21 protein-coding genes are annotated in these 23,280 nt (G+C 66.7%); 11 read left to right on the top strand and 10 right to left on the bottom strand.

Annotated features, from left to right (window positions below; genetic code table 11):
- Positions 1-49: 49 nt before the first annotated feature.
- From ACX17K_RS14785 to tkt, 4 genes are all read right to left on the bottom strand, one after another.
- Positions 50-679, bottom strand: coding sequence for a LysE family translocator (locus ACX17K_RS14785; RefSeq protein ID WP_070980358.1), 630 nt, complete (start codon positions 677-679; stop codon positions 50-52).
- 137 nt (positions 680-816) lie between these two features.
- Entirely contained in the window at positions 817-1,992 is a 1,176-nt protein-coding gene (locus tag ACX17K_RS14780) for a phosphoglycerate kinase (RefSeq protein ID WP_493775400.1), read from the bottom strand.
- A gap of 310 nt (positions 1,993-2,302) precedes the next feature.
- Positions 2,303-3,313: a type I glyceraldehyde-3-phosphate dehydrogenase gene (gap, locus tag ACX17K_RS14775; RefSeq protein ID WP_493775399.1), complete on the bottom strand. Its 1,011-nt coding sequence runs from the start codon at positions 3,311-3,313 to the stop codon at positions 2,303-2,305.
- A 92-nt stretch (positions 3,314-3,405) separates the two neighbouring features.
- Positions 3,406-5,394: a transketolase gene (gene tkt, locus ACX17K_RS14770; RefSeq protein WP_493775398.1), complete on the bottom strand. Its 1,989-nt coding sequence runs from the start codon at positions 5,392-5,394 to the stop codon at positions 3,406-3,408.
- A gap of 241 nt (positions 5,395-5,635) precedes the next feature.
- Between tkt and ACX17K_RS14765 the strand changes: the two genes are divergently transcribed.
- Positions 5,636-6,370 (top strand): BPSS1780 family membrane protein, encoded by a 735-nt coding sequence (locus tag ACX17K_RS14765; protein ID WP_493775397.1) that lies wholly within the window; start codon positions 5,636-5,638, stop codon positions 6,368-6,370.
- Positions 6,371-6,447: 77 nt separating this feature from the next.
- Here ACX17K_RS14765 and ACX17K_RS14760 read toward each other — a convergent pair whose 3' ends face one another.
- The 3 genes from ACX17K_RS14760 to ACX17K_RS14750 all read right to left on the bottom strand — a co-directional run bounded on the left by ACX17K_RS14760 (position 6,448) and on the right by ACX17K_RS14750 (position 8,121).
- On the bottom strand, positions 6,448-7,113 hold the full coding sequence (locus tag ACX17K_RS14760; protein ID WP_493775396.1) for an O-methyltransferase: 666 nt from the start codon (positions 7,111-7,113) through the stop codon (positions 6,448-6,450).
- A gap of 20 nt (positions 7,114-7,133) precedes the next feature.
- Positions 7,134-7,751 carry a glutathione S-transferase family protein gene (locus ACX17K_RS14755; protein WP_493775395.1) on the bottom strand — a complete coding sequence of 206 codons (618 nt, stop codon included), beginning with the start codon at positions 7,749-7,751 and terminating at the stop codon, positions 7,134-7,136.
- Between the two features lie 100 nt (positions 7,752-7,851).
- Complete coding sequence (locus ACX17K_RS14750; RefSeq protein WP_046156047.1) at positions 7,852-8,121, bottom strand: hypothetical protein; 270 nt, start codon at positions 8,119-8,121, stop codon at positions 7,852-7,854.
- Positions 8,122-8,220: 99 nt separating this feature from the next.
- Between ACX17K_RS14750 and ACX17K_RS14745 the strand changes: the two genes are divergently transcribed.
- From ACX17K_RS14745 to ACX17K_RS14725, 5 genes are all read left to right on the top strand, one after another.
- On the top strand, positions 8,221-8,943 hold the full coding sequence (locus ACX17K_RS14745; protein ID WP_021475439.1) for a helix-turn-helix transcriptional regulator: 723 nt from the start codon (positions 8,221-8,223) through the stop codon (positions 8,941-8,943).
- A 58-nt stretch (positions 8,944-9,001) separates the two neighbouring features.
- A complete protein-coding gene (locus tag ACX17K_RS14740) occupies positions 9,002-9,394 on the top strand; it encodes a VOC family protein (protein WP_231163017.1) in 393 nt (130 codons plus the stop codon).
- Positions 9,395-9,416: 22 nt separating this feature from the next.
- Positions 9,417-9,791 carry a DUF4440 domain-containing protein gene (locus tag ACX17K_RS14735; protein WP_493775394.1) on the top strand — a complete coding sequence of 125 codons (375 nt, stop codon included), beginning with the start codon at positions 9,417-9,419 and terminating at the stop codon, positions 9,789-9,791.
- 151 nt (positions 9,792-9,942) lie between these two features.
- Positions 9,943-10,467: a hypothetical protein gene (locus tag ACX17K_RS14730; RefSeq protein WP_493775393.1), complete on the top strand. Its 525-nt coding sequence runs from the start codon at positions 9,943-9,945 to the stop codon at positions 10,465-10,467.
- Positions 10,468-10,551: 84 nt separating this feature from the next.
- The gene (locus ACX17K_RS14725) at positions 10,552-11,346 is read left to right on the top strand and encodes a hypothetical protein (protein WP_493775392.1); all 795 of its coding nucleotides are present in this window, start codon (positions 10,552-10,554) and stop codon (positions 11,344-11,346) included.
- A gap of 43 nt (positions 11,347-11,389) precedes the next feature.
- Here ACX17K_RS14725 and ACX17K_RS14720 read toward each other — a convergent pair whose 3' ends face one another.
- From ACX17K_RS14720 to metH, 3 genes are read right to left on the bottom strand one after another with little or no spacing between them, the layout of a single operon-like run.
- Entirely contained in the window at positions 11,390-11,818 is a 429-nt protein-coding gene (locus ACX17K_RS14720; RefSeq protein WP_493775391.1) for a hypothetical protein, read from the bottom strand.
- Complete coding sequence (locus ACX17K_RS14715) at positions 11,815-12,318, bottom strand: DUF2878 family protein (RefSeq protein ID WP_493775390.1); 504 nt, start codon at positions 12,316-12,318, stop codon at positions 11,815-11,817. Before ACX17K_RS14715 ends, ACX17K_RS14720 begins: the two co-directional genes overlap by 4 nt.
- 9 nt (positions 12,319-12,327) lie before the next feature.
- Positions 12,328-16,041, bottom strand: a complete 3,714-nt coding sequence (metH, locus tag ACX17K_RS14710) for a methionine synthase (protein WP_493775389.1) — start codon at positions 16,039-16,041, stop codon at positions 12,328-12,330.
- Between the two features lie 123 nt (positions 16,042-16,164).
- Here metH and ACX17K_RS14705 point away from each other — a divergent pair, with 123 nt between their 5' ends.
- The 5 genes from ACX17K_RS14705 (at position 16,165) to ACX17K_RS14685 (ending at position 23,275) form a co-directional block, all read left to right on the top strand.
- The gene (locus ACX17K_RS14705) at positions 16,165-16,920 is read left to right on the top strand and encodes a substrate-binding periplasmic protein (RefSeq protein ID WP_493775388.1); all 756 of its coding nucleotides are present in this window, start codon (positions 16,165-16,167) and stop codon (positions 16,918-16,920) included.
- 97 nt (positions 16,921-17,017) lie between these two features.
- Entirely contained in the window at positions 17,018-19,159 is a 2,142-nt protein-coding gene (locus ACX17K_RS14700) for a UvrD-helicase domain-containing protein (protein ID WP_493775387.1), read from the top strand.
- Positions 19,160-19,222: 63 nt separating this feature from the next.
- Positions 19,223-20,935: a response regulator gene (locus tag ACX17K_RS14695; RefSeq protein WP_493775386.1), complete on the top strand. Its 1,713-nt coding sequence runs from the start codon at positions 19,223-19,225 to the stop codon at positions 20,933-20,935.
- A complete protein-coding gene (locus ACX17K_RS14690; RefSeq protein WP_493775385.1) occupies positions 20,923-21,648 on the top strand; it encodes a LytR/AlgR family response regulator transcription factor in 726 nt (241 codons plus the stop codon). Before ACX17K_RS14695 ends, ACX17K_RS14690 begins: the two co-directional genes overlap by 13 nt.
- A gap of 106 nt (positions 21,649-21,754) precedes the next feature.
- A complete protein-coding gene (locus ACX17K_RS14685; protein WP_493775384.1) occupies positions 21,755-23,275 on the top strand; it encodes a diguanylate cyclase domain-containing protein in 1,521 nt (506 codons plus the stop codon).
- The last annotated feature ends 5 nt before the right edge of the window (positions 23,276-23,280 follow it).

The raw sequence follows: 23,280 nt of genomic DNA, 5'->3' as shown, positions 1-23,280 counted from the left end.
GCCGGTTCGAAAAAAACGGCTGACGATGGCGAATCGGCAGCCGTGATGGTTATTGTCGAGACAGGCCGGTCAGCAACAGGCCGGCGCCGACGAAGGCCCCGCCGCTGAAGCGGTTGACCAGGCGCAGCCGGCGCGCGCTGTTCAGCCAGCGCGCCAGCCGGGCCCCGCCGCTGGCGTAGCTCAGTTGCCAGCAGGACTCGATCAGATAGAACGTGGCCGCCAGGATGGCCAGCTGCGGCCCCTGCGGCTGGTGCGCGTTCATGAATTGCGGGAACAGCGCGGTGAAGAAGATGAAGGCCTTGGGGTTGCTCATCGCCACCAGGAAGCCGCGGCGGAACAAGGCCCACGGGCCGTGCTTGCCGCTGTCGTCCTCGCGCAGCTCGGCCACCGGCTGCGGCAGGCTGCGCCAGGTCTTGACGCCCAGGTACACCAGGTACAGCGCGCCGGCGTACTTGACGATGGAGAACAGCAGCTCGGACGTCGCCAGCAGCGCGCCCAGGCCGGCCACCGAGCCCAGCATGATCAGGCCCAGCGCGCTCATCAGCCCGCAACAGGTCATCAGCGTGCGGCGCACGCCGTAATGGATGCCGTGCGTCATCGCCAGCAACATGTTGGGGCCGGGCGTGGCGGAGACGAAGAACACGGTGGTGACGAACAACAGCCAGGTTTGCAGCGACATCACATTCTCCTGCTGGGGGGATACCCGCCAGTATAACGGAGCAGCCGCTCCAGGCGGCCAATCGCGCGCCCGCTGTTCGTCAAAATATCCATATTCTCAAACGCATGGCGGCCAACGCCGCCATGCGATCCTTCTCTTTAACCCGCGCGCTCGGCCAGGATGGCCACCGCCGGCAGCTCCTTGCCTTCCAGGAATTCCAGGAAGGCCCCGCCGCCGGTGGAGATGTAGCTGATGTCGTCGGTGATGCCGTACTTGGCGATCGCCGCCAGCGTGTCGCCGCCGCCGGCGATCGAGAACGCCTTGGACTGGGCGATGGCCTGGGCCAGCGTCTTGGTGCCGTTGCCGAACTGGTCGAACTCGAACACGCCGACCGGACCGTTCCACACCACGGTGCCGGCCTGGGCGATGATGGCGGCCAGCTGTTTGGCGGAGTCCGGGCCGATGTCCAGGATCATGTCGTCGGCGGCCACCTCGGCCACGTTCTTGGTGGCCGCGGCGGCGGTCTCGGCGAATTCCTTGGCGCACACCACGTCGGCGGGCAGCGGCACGTCGCCGCCGCGGGCGCGGATCTTGGCGATCACGCGTTTCGCGTCTTCCACCAGGTCGGCCTCGGCCAGCGATTTGCCAATGGTCTTGCCCTCGGCCAACAGGAAGGTGTTGGCGATGCCGCCGCCGACGATCAGCTGATCCACCTTGTCGGCCAGCGCTTCCAGAATGGTCAGCTTGGTCGACACCTTGGAGCCGGCGACGATGGCCACCAGCGGGCGGGCCGGCGCCTGCAGCGCCTTGGACAGCGCGTCCAGCTCGGCCGACAGCAGCAGGCCGGCGCAGGCCACCGGCGCGAACTTGGCCACTGCGTGGGTGGAAGCTTCGGCGCGGTGCGAGGTGCCGAAGGCGTCGTGGACGAAGACGTCGCACAGCGCGGCGTAGGCGCGGCCCAGCTCGTCGTTGTTCTTCTTCTCGCCCTTGTTCAGGCGCACGTTCTCCAGCATCGCCACTTCGCCCGGGGCCAGCTCGACGCCGGCGTGGAAGTCGGCGATCAGGCGCACCGGCTTGCCCAACAGCTCGGACAGGCGGGCCACCACCGGCGCCAGGCTGTCTTCCGGCTTCGGCTCGCCCTCGGTCGGACGTCCCAGGTGGGTCATCAGCAGCACGGCGGCGCCGGCTTTCAGGCAGTGTTCGATGGTGGGCAGGCTGGCGCGGATGCGGGTGTCGTCGCCGATCACGCCGTTCTTCAGCGGCACGTTCATGTCCACGCGGATCAGCGCGCGCTTGCCGGAAAGATTCTGTTCGGAGAGTTTGTTGAATTTCATCGTTTCACTCACTCGGTTTGGATGCGGAACGGTCCGGCAAGCGGCGGGCCGCCGGTCTTGCGGAACAGGCTGGAACGAAACCACGGGCAATCCTTTTTCGACGCGCGGGCTGTCGCAAAATTTCCCGTCCGCTGCCGCCGTACCCGGCGCGCTGGACGCGCGGACCGGTGATCGCCCCTATCCGGCAGTGTATGCCGATCAGGCGGCGTCACTTTAACACCAATCAAATTTTTTGCGCGCCCTGTGTAACAAAACAACAGGGCGAATGGCATGAAATCGCCGCCCACCCCGCCGTTTCGCGCCGTCCGCCTCAGCGGCCGAACATCGCGCGCGCGGTGCGCAGCATCTGGCAGCTGAAGCCCCACTCGTTGTCGTACCAGGCCAATACCTTGACTAGGTTGCCGCCGGTCACCTTGGTCAGCGTGGAGTCGAAGGTGGACGCTTCTTCGGTGTGGTTGAAGTCGCCGGATACCAGCGGCAGGGTGTTGAAGCCCAGAATGCCCTTCATGCTGCCCTTGGCCGCGCCTTGCAGGATCTCGTTGATCTCGTCCTTGCAGGTGTCGCGCATCGCGGTGAAGGTCAGGTCCACCAGCGACACGTTGATGGTGGGCACGCGCACCGCGAAGCCATCCAGCTTGCCCTTCAGTTCCGGCAGCACCAGGCCGACGGCCTTGGCCGCGCCGGTCTTGGTGGGGATCATGTTGTCGGTGGCGGAGCGGGCGCGGCGCAGGTCCTTGTGCTTGACGTCGGTCAGCACCTGGTCGTTGGTGAAGGCGTGGATGGTGGTCATCAGGCCTTTCTTGATGCCGATCGCGTCGTTCAGCGCCTTGGCCACCGGCGCCAGGCAGTTGGTGGTGCAGCTGGCGTTCGACACCACGGTCATCTCCGGCGTCAGCGTGTCGTGGTTGACGCCGTAGACGATGGTGGCGTCGACGTCGTCGCCGCCCGGCGCGGAGATCAGCACCTTCTTGGCGCCGGCGTCGATATGGGCCTGGCACTTTTCCTTGCTGGTGAACGCGCCGGTACACTCCAGCACCAGGTCGACTTCCAGCGCCTTCCACGGCAGCTCGGCCGGGTTGCGGGTGCTGAAGAACGGAATCTTGTCGCCATTCAGGATCAGGTGTTCGCCATCCTGCTCGACGCTGCCGGGGAAACGGCCGTGCACGGTGTCGAACTGGGTCAGGTGGGCATTGATGTTCAGGTCGCCGGAGGCGTTGACCGCCACCACCTTGAAGTCGTCGTGCAACTTGTTTTCGTAGATGGCGCGCAGAACTTGGCGGCCGATGCGGCCGTAACCGTTGATGGCGAGGCGGATGGTCATGCTTCTCTCTTCTCCAGGGCACTGAATGTAGCGGCGTCACTACATGACACGGCAAAAAAAGACCACCGGAGAACCGGTGGTCTGTTTACGTCTTAACGCAGAACGGCGCGGATCTTGGCGACCACGTTTTCCGCGGTGAAGCCGAATTCCTTGAACAGCTGGCCGGCCGGGGCGGATTCGCCGAAGTGGTCGATGCCGACCACGTCGCCTTCCAAGCCCACGTACTTGCGCCAGAAGTCCGGATGGCCAGCCTCCACCGCCACGCGCGGCAGGCCCGCCGGCAGCACGCTCTGCTGCCAGGCCTTGTCCTGGGCGTCGAACACATTGGTGCACGGCATGGACACCACGCGCACCGGCACGCCTTCGGCGGCCAGCGTTTCCTGCGCCTTCAGCGCCAGCTCCACTTCGGAGCCGGTGGCGATCAGCACGGCCTTCGCGCCGGCCGCGTCGCGCAGCACGTAGCCGCCCTTCTTGATCGCGGCGGTCTGCGCGGCGTCGCGGGCGACGAAGGGCAGGTTCTGCCGGCTCAGCACCAGGCTGGACGGCGTGGTTTTCTGCTCGATCGCGTGCGCCCAGGCCACCGCGGTCTCGGTGGTGTCGCACGGACGCCAGACGTGGTGGTTGGGGATGTAGCGCAGCGTGGCGGTCTGTTCCACCGGCTGGTGGGTCGGGCCGTCTTCGCCGAGGCCGATCGAGTCGTGGGTGAACACGAAGATCGGATTGATCTTCATCAGCGAAGCCATGCGCAGCGCGTTGCGGGCGTATTCGCTGAACATCAGGAAGGTGCCGCCGTACGGGCGCAGGCCGCCGTGCAGCGTCATGCCGTTGATGATGGCGGCCATGCCGAACTCGCGCACGCCGTAGCTGATGTAGTTGCCGTTGCCTTCGCCGTCTATCCACTTGCTGCCGGACCAGTTGGTCAGGTTGGAGCCGGTCAGGTCGGCGGAGCCGCCGACGAACTCGGGCAGGGACGGGGAGAACGCTTCCAGCGCGATCTGGCTGGCCTTGCGGGTGGCCACGGTCTGGGCGGCGTCGGCGATCTTGGCGACGGCGGCGGCCTGGGCTTCGGCCCAGCCGGCCGGCAGCTCGCCCGCCATCCGGCGCTCGAACTCGGCGGCCAGTTGCGGGTGCGCGGCGCGGTAGGCGTCGAAGCGCTTGTTCCATTCGATCTCGGCGACGGCGCCCTGGTCGCGGGCGCTCCATTCGGCGTAGATCTCGGACGGGATCTCGAACGGCGCGTGCGGCCACTTCAGCCCTTCGCGCGCGGCGGCGATCTCGGCGGCGCCCAGCGGCGCGCCGTGGCAGTCGTGGCTGCCCTGCTTGGTGGGCGCGCCGAAACCGATGGTGGTGCGGCAGCAGATCAGCGTCGGCTTGTCGGCGCTCTTCTTGGCGGTGGCGATCGCGGTGGCGATCTCGGCCGGGTCGTGGCCGTTGACGTTGCGGATCACCTGCCAGCCGTAGGCTTCGAAGCGGGCCGGGGTGTCGTCGCTGAACCAGCCTTCGACGTGGCCGTCGATCGAGATGCCGTTGTCGTCCCAGAAGGCGACCAGCTTGTTCAAGCCCCAGGTGCCGGCCAGCGAGCAGGCCTCGTGGCTGATGCCTTCCATCAGGCAGCCGTCGCCGAGGAAGGCGTAAGTGTGATGGTTGACGATTTCATGGCCGTCGCGGTTGAATTGGGCAGCCAGCATCTTTTCGGCCATCGCCATGCCCACGGCGTTGGTGATGCCCTGGCCCAGCGGGCCGGTGGTGGTTTCCACGCCCGGCGCGTAACCGTATTCCGGGTGGCCCGGCGTCTTGGAATGCAGCTGACGGAAGTTCTTGAGGTCGTCGATGGAGAGATCGTAGCCGGTCAGATGCAGCAGGCTGTAGATCAGCATCGAGCCGTGGCCGTTGGAGAGGACGAAACGGTCGCGGTCGGCCCAGTCCGGGTTCGCCGGATTGTGCTTCAGGTGATCGCGCCACAGGACTTCGGCGATGTCCGCCATGCCCATCGGCGCGCCCGGGTGGCCGGATTTGGCTTTTTCCACGGCGTCCATGGAGAGGAAGCGAATAGCGTTGGCAAGCTCGGTGCGGGTAACCATGCAGGTAAAACCTCAAGACTATTGGGAACCGGTACGACGGTCCATCCCTCGCGCTCGATGCTGCTGGCGACAGGGGCACGCCGTCGCAAAACCGCGAGATTATCGCCGATTTTGCCCTTTCCCGGCAACCGGCCGCCCCGGCGCAAATTGAGTACAATCAGGCATAAGCCGCTATCAAACGCATTCTTTCGACATATTCGATCAACATTCCGCGCCTGAGCGCGCCTTTCCGGAGAACCCCATGCAGCAAACCAACAGTCCGCCCATCCATCGCAAAGTCGGCGCCGGCCGAGGCTGGCGCTGGTTCGTGGAAGCCTTCCAGATCGTGCGCCAGCAACCGTTGACCTGGGTGCTGCTGACCCTGGTCTACCTGGTGATCCAGATCGCGCTGAGCGTGGTGCCGGTGCTGGGCGACCTGGCCAGCGCGCTGATCGGCCCGCTGTTCGCCGCCGGCTTCGTGATGGCCGCCGCCAAGTCCGAGCGCGGCGAAGAGCTGGAGCTGGCCGACCTGTTCGCCGCTTTCCGCCAGATGCCCGGCCCGCTGCTGCTGCTGGGCGCGATGATCTTCGGCCTGATGCTGGCGGTGATCGTGGCCGCGGTGGCGATGGGCGTGTCCGGCGGCCTGATGGGCGGCCTGCTCGGCAAGGCGGCCGGGGCGAGCACGTCCACCACCGCCGGCGGCGCCGCCGTCGCGCTGGGCGCGCTGGCCCTGATCGGCGGCGTGCTGGTGGGCATGGCCTACTGGTTCGCGCCCACCATGGTGGCGCTGAACCGCGTCGATCCTTGGCCGGCGCTGCGCGCCAGCCTGAGGGCCTGCCTGAGCAACTGGCTGCCGCTGCTGGTGGCCAGCCTGGTGCTGGGCGTCAGCTGCCTGGTGGCGCTGCTGCCGCTGGGGCTGGGCCTGCTGCTGTGGATTCCGGTGGCCTTCGTCACCGCCTACACCGGCTGGCGCGACGTGTTCGAACCCCAGCAATAAGCCGCGCGGCCGCTACGGCCACGCAATAAAACGAAACGGGCGGGGCCTCGCGGCGCCGCCCGTTTTCGCGTCCGCGCTCAGCGTTCGACGATGGCCAGCGCGAAGCCGTCGTAGCCCTTGCCGCCCACGGTCTGGATCGCGGTGGCCGACAACCGGGGATGGCCGCCCAGCATCTCGATGAAGCGGCGGGTGCCGACGATCGCCGGATCGGGATTGGCCGGATTGGCCACCTCGCCCTGGCGCGCGACGTTGTCGCCGACGATCACCGTGCCCGGCCGCGACAGCCGCAGCGCCAGTTCCAGGTACACCGGATTGTTCGGCTTGTCGGCATCGATGAACACCAGGTCGAACGGCGCCGCGCCGTCGTCTATCAGCCGCTGCAGCGAATCCGCCGCCGCGCCCTGGATGATGTCCACCTTACCCGCCACGCCGGCGCGGGCCAGATTGGCGGCCGCCACCTCGACATGCCTGGGCTCGTACTCCAGCGTCACCAGCCGGCCGTTCTCCGGCAGCGCGCGCGCCAGCCAGATCGTGCTGTAGCCGCCCAGGGTGCCGATCTCCAGGATCCGGCGCGCGCCGTGGATGCGCGCCAGCAGGTTCAAAAACTTGCCCTGGTTGGGCGCCACATTGATCGCCGGCAAGCCAGCCGCCGCGCTGTCCGCCAGCGCCGCCTCCAGCGCGGCGTCCTGCCGGACCAGTTGTTGGCAGAAATAATCGTCCACTTCGTTCCATTGCGCTTGCATCGTCATCTCCCGGTTCTCCATCAGGCCACGCCTTCGCCGCCGTGAGCCAGATAGGCGGGGCGGCGGCGCAGGCGCTCGAAATAGGCTTCGGTCTTGGGCAGCGCCGGCTTGTCGAACGGCGTCAGCAGCCAGCGTTGCACCGACACCCCCAGCACGATGTCGGCCAGCGTGAACGCGTCGCCCCGCGCCCAGCCCTCGCCCAGCTGCGACTCCAGCACCGCCATCTGCTTCTTCCACGCCGCCACGCTGTCGGCGATGCGCGCCGGGTCGCGGTGTTCGGGGCTGTTGCGGCTCAGCGCGTGGAAGGCGTAGCTCCAGGCAGGGTTCAGATCGGCGGCCTGCCAATCCATCCAGCGCTCGACCTGCGCGCGGGCGGCCGGATCGGCCGGCAGCAGGTCGTGGCGGCCGTGCTTGGCGGCCAGATAGCGGCAGATGGCGTTGGACTCGGACAGCGCCACCTCGCCGTCCACCAGCGCCGGGATCATGGAGAACGGATTCAGCGCCAGGAATCCCGGATCGGCGACCGGGCGCACGCCGCGCCCCCAATCCTCGCGCTCGTAGTCGAGACCGATTTCATGGCAGGTCCACAGCACCTTGCGGACATTGATGGAGTTGCTGCGGCCGAGAATGCGGAGCATGGCGGCTTCCTCGCGGTGGGAAAACCGCCAGTATAATCCGATTCATGCCGGATGATTATTTCGCCGGCAGCCGCCGCGCAAGATATCCTCAAAACCGGCGCTAGGCCTCTTCCAGCCCCGCCCGCAGCAGCCGGGCGTGCAGCACCATGTTCTCCAGCGTCAGCCGCGCGGTGGCGGCCAGATAGACCAGCATCCGCTTGGCCTCGTCCGGCTCTTCCGCGCGAAACACCAGCTCGCGCTCCAGCAGCGAATCGACGATCAATTCGCGCAGGTTCTGCTCATCGAACGGCAGGTCGGCGTAATCGATCGGGTCCTCCGACTCCACGTCCTCCACCAGGCACAACAGGCTTTCGCGACTGAGCATGTCCATGATCCCCTCCCGCGTGACGGCCCGGCGGGCCCTTGATTCAGTGTAGCCGCCCGCGCGTTGGCGCTACACTTGGCAACCCCGCAGCCGACGATCACCCCCATGCGCAAAGCCGAACGCCTATTCCAACTGGTCAACCTGATCCGCGCCCGCCAGCCCATCACCGCGGCGGAGCTGGCCGAGCGCCTGAGCGTGTCGGTGCGCAGCATTTACCGCTACATCGACGATCTGTCAGTCAACGGCATCCCAGTGTACGGCGAGGCCGGCGTCGGCTACCGGCTGGACGAGAACTTCGAACTGCCGCCGCTGACGCTGAACTCGGCCGAGCTGGAGGCGCTGACGCTGGCGATGGACATGCTGTCGCGCGCGGTGGGCAACGACCTGAGCCGGGCGGCGCAAAGCCTGCTGGCCAAGATCTACGCCAGCCTGCCCGACGCGCGCGCCAGCGACGGCGAAGGCGCGGTGCTGGCCTTCACCGAGCCGTTCGACGACGCGCACAAGGCGCGCTGGGACCAGCTGCGCCTGGCCATCGCCGAACGCGCGGCGCTGGACATCGACTACTTCAGCCTGGCCCAGGCCCGCACCCGGCGCACGGTGTTTCCTCTCGGCCTGCTGTACTGGGGCGGCAAATGGACGCTGGTGGCGTGGTGCGGCCTGCGCGGCGACTACCGCAGCTTCCGCGTCGACCTGATCCAGGCGCTGCGGCGGACCGAGTCCTCGCCGCCGCCATCGCACGCCAGCCTGGCCGACTACCTGCGCCGGCAGCAGCAGGCGTGGCGGCGCGAGCATGCCACTGACAATACGCTGTCAGCAGGGGCATTCTAAACTGTCGCATGGGCGCGGCAGTCTGAGCCATTCCGCCGCCCGCAACGAAAGGAAAACCATGCCCTCCCATCCCTTCTGCGTCCGGCTCGCCGTGCAGGACGCCGGCGCCACGCTGGACTTCTTCGAGTCGCTCGGCTACGAAGTCGTCCGCGACAGCCTCTCCCGGCATGAAACCGTGCACGCGGTCCGCGAGGGCGGCGCCACGCTGTTCACCGTGCAGCCGCGCGCGGGCGCCTGCGCCTTCCTGCCGCGCCCGGCATCAAGCCTGTCGCCGGCCAGCGCCATCTTCTACCTGCGCGTCGACGACATCTTCGCCAAGCTTGACCAGGCGGGCGACAAGATAGACATCATCGCCAGGTACGAGGACGACCACTGCCGGATCTGCTACTTCCCGGACCCGGACGGCCACGTGTTCGCCTTCATCGAGCGGGAAGAAGAGGAAGCCGCGTGACCCCATGAGCTATGCTTGAGGCATGAACGCGATCCCTACCCCCTCCCTGCCGCTGCTGCTGTCGCTGGAGGAAGGCGTGTGGCGGGCCTTCGTGGCCGGCGACGCCGATGCCGACGCCGCGCTGCTGGACGACGACTTCGTCGGCGTCTACGCCAGCGGCTTCTCCAACCGGGCCGAGCACGTCGCGCCGCTGCGCGCCGGCCCCGCCGCCATCCGCTACCAGTTGGACCAGGCGCGTCTGGTCTGGGCCGCCCCCGGCGCCGGCCTGCTCAGCTACCGCGCGCAATGGCTGCGCCCCAACGCCGAACAGGAGGAAACCATGTACATCTCCTCGTTGTGGCTGCATCGGGACGGCCGGTGGCGCAACCTGTTCAGCCAGGACACCCCAGTCCCATAGTCCAGGCCCTGCGCGGCGCGGCTTCACGCGGCGCGATCATGCGCGTTGACAGAAACGGCGGCTTATCCACAAATCCCGCCAATCCTCTCGTTTATCCACAGCCATCGCCGATGGCATGAGGCCACTCCCAGACTGGCCAAGGAGACCGTCCATGCGCATGTCCCGCTCCACCATGCTCGCCCTGCTGGCGCTGAGCGCCGCGCCGCAGATCCACGCCGCCGCCTGCACCACCAACGCCAATGTCCAGACCAGCGCCAAGTCCGACGCCGACAACCGCGCCGCCGGCGGCAAGGGCGGCCACGTCGGCCTGCACATGCGAAACGCGGCGCTGCCGCTGCCGCCCAGCGGCGCGCAAAGCCAGATCGACAAGTCGGTGTTCGAAAACTGGGCCGCGTTCAAGCAGTCCTTCGACAAATGGAGCAAGGACACCACCAAGCCGCACGTCAACTGCGGCGCCAGCGGCGGTCCCAAGGACATCGTCGACGCCGGCCTGGTCGGCGTCACCCAGGGCTGGAAATGCACCAAGGCCGGCGACAACGGCTTGTGCGAAACCTGGCAAAGATTCACCCCGGTCAAGGTCTGCTTCTGGTATTACAACGCGCCCGGCAGCGGCGGCACCGCCGGCAAATGGCTGCTGAACACCGCCTATCCGTCGCTGAACGCGGATTGTTCCTGACGCCTTGTCCCCCGTCATGGCCGGCATGCCGCCGGCCGCGGCCGCTCTGCTAGAATGGCGGCTTCGATTCTCCATGTCCCCTCCATGCGCAGCCGCCTCTCCGCCGTCATCGCCAGTTGGCCCTTTCTGATCTCGCTTCTGCTGTTGCTGGCCAACGACTGGTGGCTGAAGCCACGCCATCCGGGCTGGCTCAGCGGCAAACTGTCCGATTTCGCCGGCCTGATGCTGATCGGCCTGCTGCTGCAGGCGGCCTGGCCGCGCCGCTTTCTAGCGTCCGCCGCCGGCCTGGCGTTGGCCTGGCTGTGGTGGAAAAGCCCCATGTCGACGCCGGCGATCCAGTCCTTCAACACCGCGCTGCCGTTCGCCATCGCCCGCACCGTCGACTACGGCGACCTGATCGCGCTGTGGGTGCTGCCCTTGTGCCGGCTGGCCTGGCTGCGGCATGAGAGGATGGCCGCGATGCCGGCGGCCGCGCGCCGCTGGCTGGCGCCGCCCTTGGCGCTGGCGGCGGTGCTGGCCTGCGCCGCCTCAGCCGTTCCGTACAGCCAGCAATACGGCGTGCGCGCCCGCGTCGCGGCCGCCCGGCTGGACCGCGCCAAAGTGATCGAGGCGCTGGACACGGTCGCGGCGCAATACCGGCTGCGCTGCGAGCGCTGCGATCCCAGGCAGGACGATGGCTATTACAGCGGCGGCCAGCCCAACGTGCGGCTGAAATACCGCTTCGCATCGGAACAGGAAGTGCGTTTCGACATCTGGACGGTGCTGCCGGGAGTGTTCAACGGCAGCGAGCGCGAACGGCTGCAGGCGCTGCGCGGCAGCATCCGTCAGGAAATGGCGCGGCGCTTGCCGCAGCTGGACTATCTGGAACCGGTCAACTGATCGTTATCCACAGCGGGCACCCGATCCTCCGACTTACCCACAGCTACCACGCGCAGCGTCGCCCAGACGCGTCCAGCGCGGCCAAATCCTCGGCGAATTCGACTTCGCGGCCGTCGCCGCCGCGGTAATGGAAACCGTAGTAGCGGGCGCCCTGGTGGATGGCGGTGTACTGGCCATGGATTTTCCCATCGACGATCTCCAGCCATTCATCGGTGAACTGCCAGGGCCGGTCTTCGGCCAGCATTTCATGTTCGCCGCGCAGCCACGCCAGCGTGATCGGCCGGCCGCGCTTGCCATAGCGGACATAGGCCGCCTGCCAGCCGGCGTCCGCGTCGCCGACCACGGTGAACTGCAAATGGACCGGCTTGCCGCCGTTATCGGCGCTGAAGCAGCGGGTCTCGCTGTCGACGGCGGCCCACGCCGCCCAAGGCAGGCACCACAGCAGCGCCATACCCAGCATCGCCCGCTTCATTCCGTCCTCGCCTCTGCCGGAAGGCGGCCGGCCAGCCTCAGCGTCTGCGGCAGCAGCAAACCCCACGACACCGCCAGCAAGGGCAGCAGCAGCCACCATGCCGCGCCGGGCTGCAGGGCTTGCAGCTTGAACGCCGCGTAGCGGGCCAGCGGCGCGGCGATCGCGCCCAGCAGCGTCAGCACGCGCGGCGACGGCCGCCAGGCCTGCAGCAGCCACACCCACCAGCAGGCGAAACCCAGCCACCACACCATCATCCACAAAGGCAGCGCGCCGACGCCGACGAAACGCAGCAGGCCCGCGGCCGCCAGCGCCAGATCCAGCAGGCAGCCGATGCCGGCCAGCAGCAAGGCCCGTCCGCGCAAGCCGCGCGGCAGGGCCTCCCACAACAGCAGGGTGGCGGCCAGCGTCACCATCACCCAGCGGTCGCGGCACACGGTCAGCAGCAGCCACCAGCCGCCGAAGGCGAGGCTGGCGAGCGCGGGTTTGAGCCAGAGCTTCATCGATGCCGCCTAGGCGTCGTAACCCAGGTTCGGCGCCAGATCGCGCTCGGCCTGTTCGATGCTGACGCCGCGGCGCTCGGCGTAGCTCTGCGCCTGGTCCTTCTCGATCTTGCCGACGCCGAAGTAGCGCGAAGCCGGGTGGCTGAAGTAAAAGCCGGACACCGCGGCGGTGGGCAGCATCGCGTAGCCCTCGGTCAGCGTCATGCCGATGGCCGGCGCGTCCAGCAGCTGGAACAGCTCGGTCTTCACCGTATGGTCCGGGCAGGCCGGATAACCCGGCGCCGGGCGAATGCCGCGATAGAGTTCGTCGATCAAGCCTTCGTTGTCGATATGCTCATCAGCGGCGTAGCCCCAGAACTCGCGCCGCACGCGGGCGTGCATCAGCTCGGCGAAGGCCTCGGCCAGGCGGTCGGCCAGCGCCTTCAGCAGGATGGCCGAGTAATCGTCGTTGGCGTCTTCGAAGCGCTTAACGTGCGGCTCGATGCCGATGCCGGCGGTGACGGCGAAGGCGCCGATGTAGTCGTCGACGCCGCCGTCCTTGGGCGCGATGTAGTCGGCCAGCGCCCAGTTGGCCTTGCCGTCGGTCTTCGGCAGTTGCTGGCGCAGGCCGACCCAGGTCATCAGGCTGGCGTTGCTGTCCGGATCGCGGATTTCGATGTCGTCGCCATCCACGCTATTGGCCGGGAACAAGCCGATCACCGCGTTGGCGGCCAGCCAGTTCTCCTCGACGATCCGCTTCAGCATGACCTGGGCGTCTTCATACAGCGCGCGCGCCGACTCGCCGACGATCTCGTCGTTCAGGATGCGCGGGAAGCGGCCGGCCAGCTCCCAGCTCTGGAAGAACGGCGTCCAGTCGATGTAGGCGGCGATCTCGGCCAGCGGATAATTCTCGAAACGGCGCACACCCAGCCATCGCGGCTTGGGCGGCGCGTAATCGGCCCAGTCGATTTTTTCCTTGTTGGCGCGCGCGGCCTCCAGCGAAACCACCTTGCGGTTGGCCTTGTTGGCGTGGCCTTCGCGCGCTCGCTGCTGCTCGGCCAGGTTCTCGGCGACGAAGGTGTCCTTCAAGGTGTCGGACAGCAGGTTGGAGCAGACGCCCACCGCGCGGCTGGCGTCCGGCACGTAGATGACCGGGTGCTGGTAATGCGGCGCGATCTTCACCGCGGTGTGCACCTTGGAGGTGGTGGCGCCGCCGATCAGCAGCGGGATGTCGAAGCCCTGGCGCTGCTTCTCCTTGGCGACGTGGCTCATCTCCTCCAGGCTGGGGGTGATCAAGCCGGACAGGCCGATGATGTCGGCCTTGTGCTCGACGGCGGCATCCAGGATCTTCTGGCACGGCACCATCACGCCCAGGTCGATCACCTTGTAGTTATTGCAGCGCAGCACCACGCCGACGATGTTCTTGCCGATGTCGTGCACGTCGCCCTTGACCGTGGCCATGATGATGACGCCCTTGGCCGGCGCGTCGGCTAGGCCCAGACGGATCTTCTCTTCCTCGATGAACGGCTCCAGGTGGGCGACGGCAGCCTTCATCACCCGCGCCGACTTCACCACCTGCGGCAGGAACATCTTGCCGGCGCCGAACAGGTCGCCGACCACGTTCATGCCATCCATCAGCGGGCCTTCGATCACGTGGATGGGCCGCGCCGACTTCAGCCGCACTTCCTCGGTGTCCTCGACGATGAAAGTGGTGATGCCCTTGACCAGCGCGTGCTCCAGCCGCTTTTCCACCGGAAAGGCGCGCCAGGCCAGGTCTTCGCCCTTTTTCTCGCCGACCGCCTCGCCCTTGAACTTCTCGGCCAGCTCGATCAGCCTCTCGGTGGCGTCGCCGCCGTCCTGGGGATGGCGCATCAGCACCACGTCTTCGATGCGGTCGCGCAATTCGGCGTCGACCTCGTCGTACACCTCCAGCGCGCCGGCGTTGACGATGCCCATGGTCATGCCGCGTTGGATCGCGTGATACAGGAACACCGCGTGGATCGCCTCGCGCACCTTGTTGTTGCCGCGGAAACTGAAGCTGACGTTGGACACGCCGCCGGATATCTTGGCGTGCGGCAGGTGTTGCTTGATCCAGCCGGTGGCCTCGATGAAGTCCAGGCCGTAGCGAGCGTGTTCGTCGATGCCGGTGGCGACGGCGAAGACATTGGGGTCGAAGATGATGTCTTCCGGTAGGAAGCCCACCTCGTCCACCAGGATGCGATAGCTCTTGTCGCAGATCTCGATCTTGCGCGCGTAGGTGTCGGCCTGGCCCTGCTCGTCGAAGGCCATCACGATCACCGCCGCGCCGTAGCGGCGGATCAGCCGCGCCTGCTCGACGAACTTCTCCTTGCCTTCCTTCATCGAGATCGAGTTGACGATGCCCTTACCCTGGATGCACTTCAGGCCGGCCTCGATCACCTCCCACTTGGACGAGTCGATCATGATCGGCACGCGGGCGATGTCCGGCTCCGACGCGATCAGGTTCAAAAAGCGCACCATCGCGGCGTGGGCGTCCAGCATGCCCTCGTCCATATTGATGTCGATGACCTGGGCGCCGTTCTCCACCTGCTGCCGCGCCACGTCCAGCGCCGTCGCATAGTCGCCGTTGAGGATCAGCTTGGCGAAGGCGCGGCTGCCGGTGACATTGGTGCGCTCGCCCACATTCACAAATAAATCACTGTCGCCGATATTGAACGGCTCCAGGCCGGACAGCCGGCACTTGGCCTCGATCTGCGGCAGCGCGCGCGGCGCGACGCCGTCCACAGCCTGGGCGATGGCGGCGATGTGCTCCGGCGTGGTGCCGCAACAGCCGCCGACGATGTTGATCAGCCCGCTCTCGGCCCATTCGCGCACGTACAGGCCCATCGCTTCCGGCTCCAGATCGTAGCCGCCGAAGGCGTTGGGCAGGCCGGCGTTGGCATGCACCGACACATAGGTGGCCGACACCCGCGACATTTCCTCGACGTAGGGCCGCAGCAGGTCCGGACCCAGCGCGCAGTTGAGGCCGAAGCTGGCGGCGTCGGCGTGGGACAGCGAGTTGTAGAAGGCTTCGGTGGTCTGGCCGGTCAGCGTGCGGCCCGACTGATCGGTGATGGTGCCGGAAATCATGATCGGCAAGCGCGGCGCGTCCGGACGCTCGTCGAAATACCGGTGGATGGCGAACACCGCCGCCTTGGCGTTCAGCGTGTCGAATATCGTCTCCACCAGCAGCAGGTCGGCGCCGCCGGCCACCAGGCCGTCTATCGCCTCGGTATAGCTCTCCACCAGCGCGTCGAAGCTGACGTTGCGGTAGCCGGGGTCGTTGACGTCCGGGCTGATGGAACAGGTGCGGTTGGTGGGGCCGAGCACGCCGGCGCAGAATCGCGGTTTGGCCGGGTTGTTCGCGGTTTCCGCCGCGCACAGTTCCTTCACCAGCCGGGCCGCCTCGCGGTTGATCTCCCACACCAGCTCTTCCATCTGGTAGTCGGCCATCGCGATGGAGGTGGCGTTGAAGGTATTGGTTTCGACGATGTCGGCGCCGGCGTCCAGATAGGCCTGGTGGATGCCGGCGATCACGTCGGGGCGGGTCAGCACCAGCAGGTCGTTGTTGCCCTTGACGTCGCAGCGCCAGTCGGCGAAGCGTTCGCCGCGGTAATCGGCCTCGTCCAGTTGGTGGCGCTGGATCATGGTACCCATGCCCCCATCCAGGATCAGGATGCGTTGCGATAACTGCTGATAAACGGGATGAAGGAATGGCTTTGTCATGGCGGTGGCTGGTATTTTGTCTAAAACGAAAGCAAACGCTGATGCCGGCTGGCTTCAATCCATCTTAACATCGTCGTTCGATGCGTCAGTCTTCCGGCAATAGAATATTGAGAGAGTACCCATATGGCCAGTTTGCATAAGAAATGGCTGTTGTTGTGCTTGTTTTCCTTGATGGCCCAAGCGGAGCCCGCGCCGTTGCGGGTCGGGGTATCGGATACAGACGCGGCGCCGATCGCCGTGCTGTCCGAAGACGGCAATGCCTTGATTGGAGGGCTGGCTCGCGATCTGGGCGCGCTGCTGGCCGACGAGATGGGCATGAAGCCGCAGTTCACGCTGCTGGCGCGGCGGCGGGTGGAGCCGTCGATAGAAACCGGCAAGGTGGACATCATCTGCAACGCCAATCCCGACTGGTACGGCAACTCCGCCCGGCTGAGCTGGAGCCATGAAATCTATCCGCTGGTGGAGCGCGTGTTGTCGCTGAAAGGCCAAGCCCCGCTGCGTCAGCTGGACGATCTGGCCGGCAAGCGCATCGGCACCATCCACGGCTACCATTACCCGTCGCTGGAATACCTGTGGTCCGGCAACCGCAGCGAGCGCGTCACCGAGGCCCGCTTCGACCTGCTGCCCAAATCGCTGGACAAGCGGCTGAGCGACGTGGCCATCGTCACCGAGCTGACCTATGTCTGGTGGGCGCGCGGCCATGCCCAGGAAGCGGCCAGCTTCAAGATCCATCCGCTGGTGGTGTCGTCGCAGCCGACGATGTGCGCCTTGTCGCCGCGCTCGCCGGTCAAGCTGGACCAGCTGAACCGCGCGATCGACCGCCTGCACAAGAGCGGCCGGCTGAAGGCGCTGATGTCGCACTACCTGTGGCAGGAATAAATACGCCTTCCGTCTGATCCCCGACTCGGCCGGACGGGGACGGACCGCTCGACTCGCATGCTAAAATGGCGTTTTTGCAGCGAAAAAGCGTCCCGACATGAGCGATCTGTTAGCCGGCCTGAATCCCGAACAACTGCGCGCCGTCACCTGGCCCGCCAAGAGCGCGCTGGTGCTGGCCGGCGCAGGCAGCGGCAAGACCCGGGTGCTCACCACCCGCATCGCCTGGCTCTTGTCCACCGGCCAGACCTCGCCGGCCGGGGTGCTGGCGGTCACCTTCACCAACAAGGCCTCGCGCGAAATGCAGACGCGGCTGTCGACGCTGGTGCCGGTCAATGTGCGCAATATGTGGATCGGCACCTTCCACGGCTTGTGCAACCGCTTCCTGCGCATCCACTACCGGGACGCCGGCCTGCCGCAAACCTTCCAGATCCTCGACTCCGCCGACCAGCAGGCCGCGATCAAGCGCCTGCTGAAAAGCCTGGAGCTGTCGGACGAGAAATATCCGCCGCGCGCGGTGCAATCGTTCATCAACGGCAACAAGGAAGCCGGCGTGCGCGCCGAGTCGCTGCCGCCGGCGCTGAACCCGTATGAAGCCAAGCTGGTGGAGCTGTACGCCGCCTACGACGCCCAGTGCCGGCGCGAAGGCGTGGTCGATTTCGCCGAGCTGCTGCTGAGAAGCTACGAGCTCCTGTCGCGCAACGAGGCGCTGCGCGCCCATTACAGCGGCCGCTTCGCCCACATCCTGGTGGATGAGTTCCAGGACACCAACCGCCTGCAATACGCGTGGCTGAAACTGCTGGCCGGCGAGCACGGCGCGCTGTTCGCCGTCGGCGACGACGACCAGAGCATCTACGCCTTCCGCGGCGCCGAGGTCGGCAATATGCGCGCGCTGCTGTCCGACTTCCAGGTGGCCGAGCCGGTGCGGCTGGAGCAGAACTACCGCTCGATGGGCAACATCCTCAACGCCGCCAACGCGCTGATCGAGCGGAACGACGGCCGGCTGGGCAAGAACCTGTGGACCGACGCCGGCGAGGGCGAAAAGATCCGCTTCTACCAGGCCGGCAGCGACGGCGACGAGGCAGAATTCATCATCGATGAGGTCAAGAGCCTGCACCGCGAAGGCCTGGCCCTGTCCGACATGGCGGTGCTGTACCGCTCCAACGCCCAATCGCGGCTGCTGGAGCACGTGCTGGTCAACGCCCAGATCCCGTACCGGATCTACGGCGGCCTGCGCTTCTTCGAACGCCAGGAGATCAAGCACGCGCTGGCCTACCTCAGGCTGGTCGCCAACCCGGACGACGACAACGCGCTGTTGCGGGTGATCAACGTGCCGGCGCGCGGCATCGGCGCGCGCAGCGTGGAAAACCTGCAGGCCTCCGGCCGCGAGCAGGGCATCTCGCTGTGGCAGGCCGCCTGCGGCGCCGGCAGCGGCCGCACCGCCGCCAAGATCGGCGAGTTCGTGCTGCTGATCGAGCGGCTGCGCGAGCAGAGCCGCGACTTCAGCCTGGCCGAAACCATCAGCCTGGTGATAGACCGCAGCGGCCTGCGCGACATGTACGAGCAGGACAAGAAGGACGGCGAGGAGCGGCTGGCCAACCTGGACGAACTGGTCAACGCCGCCGCCAGCTTCATGCCCGACCAGCCGGAACAGGCGCTGACCGAATTCCTGTCCGCCGCCAGCCTGGAGGCCGGCGAGCACCAGGCCGACGCCGGCAGCGACGCGCTGCAGCTGATGACGGTGCACGCGGCCAAGGGCCTGGAGTTCGACGCCGTCTTCGTCAGCGGTCTGGAAGAAGGCCTGTTCCCGCATGAGAACAGCGTGATGGACGGCAAGGGCCTGCAGGAAGAGCGCCGGCTGATGTACGTGGCCATCACCCGCGCCCGCAAGCGGCTGTATCTGTCCAGCGCGCAGAGCCGGATGCTGCACGGCCAGAGCCGTTATCCGATCCCGTCGCGCTTCATCGACGAAATTCCGGGCGAACTGATCCATTCGCTGTCTGCTACAGTGAAAGCACCCGTTGCGCCGCAGCAGGCGCGGCGCGCCGCCGCCATGCCGCGCCGGCAGGCGGAAAACGCCTACGGCCTGTCCATCGGCCAGGCGGTCAACCACGCCAAGTTCGGCATCGGCGTGGTGATAGACGCCGAGGGCAACGGGGAGGATGTGCGGCTGCAAATCAACTTCGCCGAACACGGCGTCAAATGGCTGGATATGCGCTATGCGAAACTGAGCCCGGCCTGAGCCGGGACGCGCGCCGCCGACACTGCGATCCGCAACCACAGGACAGCGAGCCGACGAGGCGACATGAGCGAAACCACTCCCTCCCCGGCAGCGGCGCCCGCGCCGGTGCACCACGTGAAGGCGGCGCCGACGCGCAGCGCCGCCTTCGACGATCCCTACGCCAAACGGCTGTTTTTGATCATAGACAGCCTGCCGCAGATGCAGCGCGCGCTGGCGATGACCCTGTCGTCGTTCGGCGCCAACTCGGTCGAATACGCGGCCAAGGCCAGCGACGCGCTGGCCAAGATGGCCAAGTACGAGTTCGACGTGGTGCTGTGCGACTACGATCTGGGCAATGGCTACGACGGGCTCTACCTGTTCGAGGAGATCCGGGAGCGCAACCTGCTCAAGCAGTCCTGCGTGTTCATGATCGTCACCGGCGAACGCCGCGCGCAGCGGGTGATCTCCGCCGCCGAACTGACGCCCGACGACTACCTGCTCAAGCCGTTCACCGGCGAGGTCCTGCGCGACCGGCTGGAGCGGGCGATGCGCAAGCGCGAGGCCCTGCGGCTGGTGGACGAGAGCGTGCTGCGCCACGAATACCTGTCCGCCATCGAAACCTGCGGCCTCAAGATCGAAGAAAACGGCGAGTTCGCGCTCGACTTCATGCGGCTGAGAGGCTCGCTGGCGCTGAAGATCAACGACTTCGACACCGCCCGCGACGCCTATATGCAGGCGCTGCGCGTCCGTCCCTCCACCTGGGCCAAGATGGGGCTGGCCAAATCGCTGGCCGGATTGAAGTCCCACGACGAGGCGCGGCTGCTGTTCGAGGCGGTGCTGGCCGACAACAACCAGGTGATGGAAGCCTACGACTGGCTGGCCCGGCTCTACCGCGGCCACGACCTGGGCCGCGCCCAGCACACGCTGCAGACCGCGACCGAAATGTCGCCGGTGGTGTTCCGCCGCCAGCAGCAGCTGGCCCAGATCGCGCTGCTCAACCACGACCTCGCCACCGCCGAAACCGCCTGCCAGCAGACGCTGGACATCGCCAAGTACTCCTGGCACCGCAGCCCCACCCATTACGCGGCGCTGCTTCGGGTCCAGCTGGCCCGGGGCGACAGCGGCAACGCCGCCCGCACGCTGGCCAGCCTGCGCCACGACTACCGCTACAACGAGGAAGGCGAGTGGCTGGCCGGCGTGATGGACAGCCAGCTTCAGTCCAAGAACGGCAACGCCGACAAGGCCCGCGAACTGCTGGAGGCCGCCGGCGAGCGCTTCAAGCAGCTGGCCCCCAAGCTGGATCAGGAATCGCAGCTGGAATACGCGCGCGCCTGCTACCAGCAGGGACGCGACGGCCAGGGCAACGACGTGATGGAATACCTGGTGCGCAACCACCACGACGACGAGGACATGCTGGCCCACTTCGGCGACATGTTCGAGGAGATCGGCCTGGGCCAGGCCGGCCGCCAGCTGATCGCCCAGAACGTCAGATCGGTGCTGGAGCTGAACAACCAGGCGGTGCGCCAGGCGCAGTCCGGCCAGTTCGACGCGGCGATCGACCGTTTCGTCAAGGCGCTGGACGAAATGCCGCACAACGTGCAGATCATGCTCAACCTGATCAACGCGGTGATGGCCTACGTCAGCCAGAACGGCTGGCACGAAAGCCATATGCGCCGCGCCTACGAGCTGCTGGGCAAGGTGCGCGACATCGCGCCCACCAACAACAAGTTTCAGAAGATCCTGCACTCCTGGCGCGCGCTGGTGAACAAGATGGACAAGCCGCAATGGGCGCTGTGAGCGCGCTGCGGGCGCTGGTGGTGGACGACGAGGCGCTGGCCTGCGAGCGGCTGCGCCAACTGCTGGCCGATTGCGGCGTCGCAGAGGTCCATTGCCTCGCCGACGGCAAGACGGCCCTGGACTGGCTGGCCCGCCATCCGGTCGACGTGCTGCTGCTCGACATCAGCATGCCCGGCCTGGACGGCATCGCGCTGGCCCGCCAGCTGCGGCAACAGGCGCTGGCGCCGGCGCTGGTGTTCAGCACCGCCCACGACCACTTCGCGGTGGAGGCGTTCGAACTGGACGCCGCCGACTACCTGCTCAAGCCGGTGCGGCGCGAGCGGCTGGAACAAGCGCTGCAACGCGCCCAGGCGCGGCGGGAAGGCCGGCAGCAGCCCAGCTTCACCGTGCGCCAGCGCGGCCGCCTGCTCAACGTGCCTTTCGCCGACGCGCGCTACCTGAAGGCCGAGCTCAAATACGTCACCCTGGTCACCTCCGACAACGAATACTTGCTGGACGACGCGCTGGTGGCGCTGGAGCAGCGGCTGGGCGAATCGGCGCTGCGCATCCACCGCAACTGCCTGGTGATGCGCCACGCGGTGCAGGAGCTGTGCCGGGGCGACGACGGCGACGACGAACAGTGGATTGTCAGACTGCGCGACATCCCGATGCCGCTGCCGGTCAGCCGCCGCCAGATCCATGCGCTGCGCGCCGCGCTCAGCGTAGGCAATTGATTACGTACTACTACTTAAAACCGCCATTCCCCAGCTTATTGCTAAAAAATAGACCCGTTGTTCTTATAGAATCGTTCACTGCTGAATATATGTCGATGGTTTTAACATGCACGCAAGACTGGTCTATGCTGGGTGCCTCGTCCTATGGCTGATACTGAGCGCGCTTGCCGCCCTGTCCATCGCCAGCCGCTCCCTGCTGGGCGCCGAACAGCAATTCAATAGCCAGCTCCAGCAACTGACCGAGCAATTGAAGCAGCGCCTGCTCGCCAATGAAACCATTCTCGACAGCTACGCCACCTTCAGCGGCATCGACCACCGCACCGAGCACCGCCAGAAGCACCCCTTCGTCGCGCAACTGCTGCGCCGCTATCCGCAAATCACCACGCTGGCCCATATCGAGCGCGTGCCGGCCGGACAGATCTCCGGCTACGACCGCGCGCTGCAGCGCGATTACGGCGCCGCTTACCGGCTGCGCGGCTTCTCCGGCGGCGGCGTCCGCCTGCCGGAACAGGAAGCTTATTTCCCGCTGATGTACGCCGAGCCGCAATCGCAAGCCAATCTGCGGCTGGTCGGGCGGGATGCCTGGCAGCAGCCGCGGCTGCGCGAGGCGTTGCAGGACTGCATCAACAGCGGCCGCGCCACGCTGTCGCGCCAATTGCGGCTGCTGCCGCAGGGCGATCCCGGCTATGTGCTGCTGCGCGGCGTGGACGACCGCCTCGACGACCAGTTGATCGGCCTGCTGCCCCAGCATTTCGTGATGCTGTTCGTCCGCGCCGATTCGCTGCTGCCAACCGACATCGCGTTGCAGCCGGGCATGGAAGTCAGCCTGCACCACCGCGACGACCCCTTGCGCCCGCCGGAAGGCCAGGCACTGCATCTGGGCGGCGCCCACCCCAGCGCGTTGGAGAAATTGCTGTTCCCGCGGCTGGAGACCAGCCAGCTGCTGGGCGGCGGCAGCCAGCCGCTGCGGCTGACGCTGAGCTGGCAGCAAGGCTGGGCGCAGATCGGCTTGTTCGAATGGACGGTATGGATGCTGCTGTCGCTACTGCTGGGCCTGGGCATAGGCCTGGCCGGCTTCAGCTTCGTGCGCAGCAGCGACAGCCGCCGCCAACGCGAGAACCAGCTGTTCCACCTGGCCAACCACGACCGCCTGACCGGCCTGGCCAACCGCAACCTGTTTTACGACCGGCTGCAGCACGCGATCAGCCGAATAGACCGCAGCGGCAAGCGCCTGGGCCTGCTGTTCCTGGACCTGGACCGCTTCAAGCCGGTCAACGACACCTACGGCCACATGGTCGGCGACCGGGTGCTGCAGCTGATCGCCGCCCGCATCCGCGACGTGATCCGCAATGAGGACACCGTCGCCCGCATCGGCGGCGACGAGTTCGTGATCCTGATGGAAGACATCGAGTCCAACCGCGAGGCGGACAAAGTGGCGGCGCGGCTGAAGCAGGCGATACAGATGCCTTACCAGATCGACCAGCACCGGGTGCTGGTCGGCGTCAGCATCGGCATCGCCTACTACCCGGAAGACGGCCTGCTGATAGACGAGCTGCTGGCGGTGGCCGACCGCAAAATGTACGGCAACAAGCAATCTCCCAACCGCCATTCCGAAACCGTGGACTAGCGCCC

The organism is Chromobacterium sp. INPA-IVC, assembly GCF_059047085.1.
Note: the sequence above shows the minus strand (reverse complement) of the source record. Positions and strands in the feature narration are given on the sequence as shown.

What these genes read in the sequence shown, in the direction of transcription:
- ACX17K_RS14735 (WP_493775394.1), top strand. Translation starts at nt 9,417, where the DNA reads ATGAACGCGATCCCTACCCCCTCCCTGCCGCTGCTGCTGTCGCTGGAG.
- ACX17K_RS14685 (WP_493775384.1), top strand. Translation starts at nt 21,755, where the DNA reads ATGCACGCAAGACTGGTCTATGCTGGGTGCCTCGTCCTATGGCTGATA.
- gap (WP_493775399.1), bottom strand. Translation starts at nt 3,313, where the DNA reads ATGACCATCCGCCTCGCCATCAACGGTTACGGCCGCATCGGCCGCCAA.
- ACX17K_RS14745 (WP_021475439.1), top strand. Translation starts at nt 8,221, where the DNA reads ATGCGCAAAGCCGAACGCCTATTCCAACTGGTCAACCTGATCCGCGCC.
- ACX17K_RS14700 (WP_493775387.1), top strand. Translation starts at nt 17,018, where the DNA reads ATGAGCGATCTGTTAGCCGGCCTGAATCCCGAACAACTGCGCGCCGTC.
- ACX17K_RS14740 (WP_231163017.1), top strand. Translation starts at nt 9,002, where the DNA reads ATGCCCTCCCATCCCTTCTGCGTCCGGCTCGCCGTGCAGGACGCCGGC.
- ACX17K_RS14725 (WP_493775392.1), top strand. Translation starts at nt 10,552, where the DNA reads ATGCGCAGCCGCCTCTCCGCCGTCATCGCCAGTTGGCCCTTTCTGATC.
- ACX17K_RS14785 (WP_070980358.1), bottom strand. Translation starts at nt 679, where the DNA reads ATGTCGCTGCAAACCTGGCTGTTGTTCGTCACCACCGTGTTCTTCGTC.
- ACX17K_RS14780 (WP_493775400.1), bottom strand. Translation starts at nt 1,992, where the DNA reads ATGAAATTCAACAAACTCTCCGAACAGAATCTTTCCGGCAAGCGCGCG.
- ACX17K_RS14695 (WP_493775386.1), top strand. Translation starts at nt 19,223, where the DNA reads ATGAGCGAAACCACTCCCTCCCCGGCAGCGGCGCCCGCGCCGGTGCAC.
- ACX17K_RS14690 (WP_493775385.1), top strand. Translation starts at nt 20,923, where the DNA reads ATGGGCGCTGTGAGCGCGCTGCGGGCGCTGGTGGTGGACGACGAGGCG.
- ACX17K_RS14760 (WP_493775396.1), bottom strand. Translation starts at nt 7,113, where the DNA reads ATGCAAGCGCAATGGAACGAAGTGGACGATTATTTCTGCCAACAACTG.
- ACX17K_RS14705 (WP_493775388.1), top strand. Translation starts at nt 16,165, where the DNA reads ATGGCCAGTTTGCATAAGAAATGGCTGTTGTTGTGCTTGTTTTCCTTG.
- ACX17K_RS14730 (WP_493775393.1), top strand. Translation starts at nt 9,943, where the DNA reads ATGCGCATGTCCCGCTCCACCATGCTCGCCCTGCTGGCGCTGAGCGCC.
- ACX17K_RS14715 (WP_493775390.1), bottom strand. Translation starts at nt 12,318, where the DNA reads ATGAAGCTCTGGCTCAAACCCGCGCTCGCCAGCCTCGCCTTCGGCGGC.
- ACX17K_RS14755 (WP_493775395.1), bottom strand. Translation starts at nt 7,751, where the DNA reads ATGCTCCGCATTCTCGGCCGCAGCAACTCCATCAATGTCCGCAAGGTG.
- ACX17K_RS14720 (WP_493775391.1), bottom strand. Translation starts at nt 11,818, where the DNA reads ATGAAGCGGGCGATGCTGGGTATGGCGCTGCTGTGGTGCCTGCCTTGG.
- metH (WP_493775389.1), bottom strand. Translation starts at nt 16,041, where the DNA reads ATGACAAAGCCATTCCTTCATCCCGTTTATCAGCAGTTATCGCAACGC.
- tkt (WP_493775398.1), bottom strand. Translation starts at nt 5,394, where the DNA reads ATGGTTACCCGCACCGAGCTTGCCAACGCTATTCGCTTCCTCTCCATG.
- ACX17K_RS14765 (WP_493775397.1), top strand. Translation starts at nt 5,636, where the DNA reads ATGCAGCAAACCAACAGTCCGCCCATCCATCGCAAAGTCGGCGCCGGC.
- ACX17K_RS14750 (WP_046156047.1), bottom strand. Translation starts at nt 8,121, where the DNA reads ATGGACATGCTCAGTCGCGAAAGCCTGTTGTGCCTGGTGGAGGACGTG.